The sequence below is a fragment of the Bacillus thermotolerans genome (genome assembly GCF_000812025.2).
GTDB lineage: Bacteria > Bacillota > Bacilli > Bacillales > Domibacillaceae > Quasibacillus > Quasibacillus thermotolerans.
Genome location: NZ_JWJE02000094.1, coordinates 1 through 3,188, shown reverse-complemented (window position 1 = coordinate 3,188; position 3,188 = coordinate 1). Strand labels below are relative to the sequence as shown.

3 protein-coding genes, 2 tRNA genes, 1 rRNA gene and 1 pseudogene are annotated in these 3,188 nt (G+C 43.6%); all 7 read left to right on the top strand.

The window, feature by feature from the left end:
* The first annotated feature begins 140 nt into the window (after positions 1–140).
* Positions 141–256, top strand: a 5S ribosomal RNA gene (rrf, locus tag QY97_RS18730).
* A 391-nt stretch (positions 257–647) separates the two neighbouring features.
* Positions 648–722, top strand: a tRNA-Gln gene (locus QY97_RS18725).
* Between the two features lie 35 nt (positions 723–757).
* A tRNA-Asn gene (locus QY97_RS18720) sits at positions 758–829 on the top strand.
* Between the two features lie 159 nt (positions 830–988).
* A complete protein-coding gene (locus tag QY97_RS18715) occupies positions 989–1,522 on the top strand; it encodes a hypothetical protein (protein ID WP_039231344.1) in 534 nt (177 codons plus the stop codon).
* Positions 1,523–1,773: 251 nt separating this feature from the next.
* Positions 1,774–1,917: a hypothetical protein gene (locus QY97_RS20590; protein WP_156994648.1), complete on the top strand. Its 144-nt coding sequence runs from the start codon at positions 1,774–1,776 to the stop codon at positions 1,915–1,917.
* A 220-nt stretch (positions 1,918–2,137) separates the two neighbouring features.
* Positions 2,138–2,614, top strand: a complete 477-nt coding sequence (locus tag QY97_RS18710; RefSeq protein WP_039231341.1) for a hypothetical protein — start codon at positions 2,138–2,140, stop codon at positions 2,612–2,614.
* 111 nt (positions 2,615–2,725) lie between these two features.
* Positions 2,726–2,833: pseudogene (locus QY97_RS20935) on the top strand (YjcZ family sporulation protein); the annotation flags it as partial.
* Positions 2,834–3,188: the final 355 nt, after the last annotated feature.

Below are 3,188 nucleotides of genomic sequence, written 5' to 3'. Positions count from 1 at the left end.
CGACACGTGGAGCTGACGAATACTAATCGATCGAGGACTTATCCTATTTGAACAATGAACAAAATGGCAAGGTTTTGCCGGTTACTTCCCAAGCATATTATCCAGTTTTGAAAGAACAACGTTCTTTCAACCTTATACAGTCTGGCGGCTATAGCGAAGAGGCCACACCCGTTCCCATCCCGAACACGGAAGTTAAGCTCTTCAGCGCCGATGGTAGTTGGGGGCTTCCCCCTGTGAGAGTAGGACGCTGCCAGGCACCTGAGAAAAGAACAGCTACAATCATAGCTGTTCTTTTTTTGTGCATACAGAAAGAAAGAACCTCGCTTCATGCTCTTAAAATGAGAACGAAGAAATCTTAACTTATTTTTAATACATTATGTGAAAAATTCAAATAAAAACTCTTTTACTAACCAGCATCAAAGAAAATTCGAACTGTCGCTAGTAAGCACTCATCCTCTTATGCAATGATTGCATAATCTGCCGCACCATTGTTTTTAAGATTATAGCAGGTACATCCTATCCATTTATCTTCAAAAAGCTCGATGTTCATCCTTGCATTAAAAAAACATGATAAACTTTCATACGAATGAATAAACCTGAAGGAAACTGGACATATTTAAGAATGTCTTCCTTATTTATATAGCTGGTGGGCTATAGCCAAGCGGTAAGGCAACGGACTTTGACTCCGTCATGCGTAGGTTCGAATCCTGCTAGCCCAGCCACTGTATAGACGGGCAGAGTCATATATCTTTTTTATTCCGCAGTAGCTCAGTGGTAGAGCTATCGGCTGTTAACCGATCGGTCGCAAGTTCGAATCTTGCCTGCGGAGTTTACGAAAGGGAACGCCTCATTTCTGTTGAAAAGCGGAAATGGGGCTTTTTCAATGGAAAAACGAGTAACGATCAACCTGAAAGCTTCGGAAATCCCTTCTCTTTTTGGCTCATGGTTAATAAAATAAACTATTACCGCCAGCCAGAGGGGGAGCGTCATGGAAAGAAACGTCTATACGTCTGAGAAGATTCTGTTATTCGGCTATAGCCTGGTGTTGTCGTTTATGGTATTGCAGGATGCTGTCCCTTTAGGTCCATTTAATGATATTGAAGCCGTCGCCTTAGAGCGGTCTACGGCTGAGTTAGTAGTTGTGACCATGATCGGCGTCATGCAAACTTTGCTGTTGATGGGCATCATTTTGTTATTCATAGGCAGGCGATACCCTATCTGGGCTCAGCTTTGGCTGCTGATCCACCCGTCCTGTATTTTAGCCGGGGCTATGATCTCCTGGTGGATTCCATATCTCTTTGGAATTGGGGCAGAAGAAAAAGCAGCCAGTTATGAGGCTATGTTTGGAAATACTCATTCTTTTCTCCCTATGATGAACGGCATTGTGCCAAATACTCTTCATACCGTCTTTCACTTCATTCTTTTGCTGTGCATTCTTCTCACTTTCTACATCTTCATAGTAGAGAACAAAAGAGAGAAAAGACTGTATAAAAAGGCGAAGGAACAAAGAGAGAGGGCGTAACCCTTATTGGTCTGCCGGGATGATCCTTTAGCTGGGCTATTCCGGCAGATCGCGTATAACAAAATTCCCTAAAAATCTGTCGAAACTTTTGGGTCAATGCCCCTTCAATTTGTAAGCGCTTTCTATTATGATGGAAGTAGCAGGATAGATACGAGATCTCAAGCTCTCCGCCAAGGCTTATGATGAGAAAGGCAAATTGACAGTAGATGAGGAACCCTGAGCTGAGAAATCGAATAAAGGGGCACAGACAGATGAAAAAAGAAAAGCAATTATCATTATCTCATTTTATTTATAAAGGGAAGTTTGACTTGGAGGCTTATCTAAAGTATTTATTTTCACAGCATCAGCATGATCTGAATGAAATTCAAGAGGAACCGTCACGTAAAATCGATTAAATGATAGATGGAAGGAACACAGAGGGCAGCTGGCCAAGGAAGAATAGAATATCTCATTGCTTGCATTTCTTTGTCATAAATATACTCCCACGAAGATATTTATTTATAGAGATAGATCACAAGAATTCTAGCGGGGGTGGGAGCAAAGCGGCAGGTATATACGAAATCAATCCTCATGATGGAAGAGATTTGCGAATAAGACAGATCAAGGGGGATCATAATGAAAAAATTCGGCTACTTTTTCGCAGCGGTGGGATGTGTCGTTCTAATTGCGGCCGGCTGCAGTGCTGGCACAGATGATGGACAAGCTACTGAAGAGCTGACAGAAACAGAAGTAGAGAGTGAGCAGATGACGGATGAAACGGCCGAAGAAACAGCAGGAATGAATGAAAGCGAGCCGGTGGATGTGATCAGCGGCAGTGAAAAGGTAAGCACTTCTCTTCAAAACTTGAAGGATGCGGTAGAAACAGATGCTGAAGATGTGATACAAATTCAATCGATCGGCAATGAAATTCAAGAGAGCTGGGATGCCATTGAAAAAGAGGTAGAAGCACAGCAGCCGGAAGAATATAAAGATATTGAAGAAACCCTTTATCCACTGATCAATGAAACACAAAAGGAACAGCCGGATGTGGAAACAATCAAGCAATTAACAGAGGATACAGCGATAAAGATCGAAGCGTTTAGAGAAAAGTAAATCATCCAGCAACAACAGGGCCGTCTACTGGGACAGCCCTTTTTTTGTTGCGAAGAATGATGACGAACGTCCAAACCAATTGGGCCTGATCTACATACAATATTGTATCCTATGGCAAAGGTGGTGTATTTCATGAGCAAAGGATATGGTGGCTACGGCGGCGGCTATTCGCTAATTGTGGTCCTGTTCATTTTGTTGATCATCGTAGGTGCTGCGTACATGGGCGGCGGTCACGGCGGCGGTTACGGCGGTGGCTATGGCGGCGGCTATGGCGGTGGCAAAGGTGGTTTCTGGTGCTAAGCAAATAACGGGGAACAGGGCAGGAGGACCCTGCCCCTTCTTTGTTCAGGAGCATCAAGAAAGAACCGGGCAGAGCTTTATTTTCAAAAAGGTACATATGTTTCCAGTTATTGATAGGCTTTCATTTCCTAAACAAGCCGCGAACTGGTTGAAAAGGAGGAACATGGGCAACCATGTTCTTTTTTCTTGTGTGCCAGGCATGGCAACTATCTAGGTGGTGAGAGTCCACTGTGGGGGTACACATCGACCAACCACTAAGGAAGCGCAAGGTACT

Coding starts and splice junctions, on each gene's coding strand:
- QY97_RS18715 (WP_039231344.1), top strand. CDS start 989: ATGGAAAGAAACGTCTATACGTCTGAGAAGATTCTGTTATTCGGCTAT.
- QY97_RS20590 (WP_156994648.1), top strand. CDS start 1,774: ATGAAAAAAGAAAAGCAATTATCATTATCTCATTTTATTTATAAAGGG.
- QY97_RS18710 (WP_039231341.1), top strand. CDS start 2,138: ATGAAAAAATTCGGCTACTTTTTCGCAGCGGTGGGATGTGTCGTTCTA.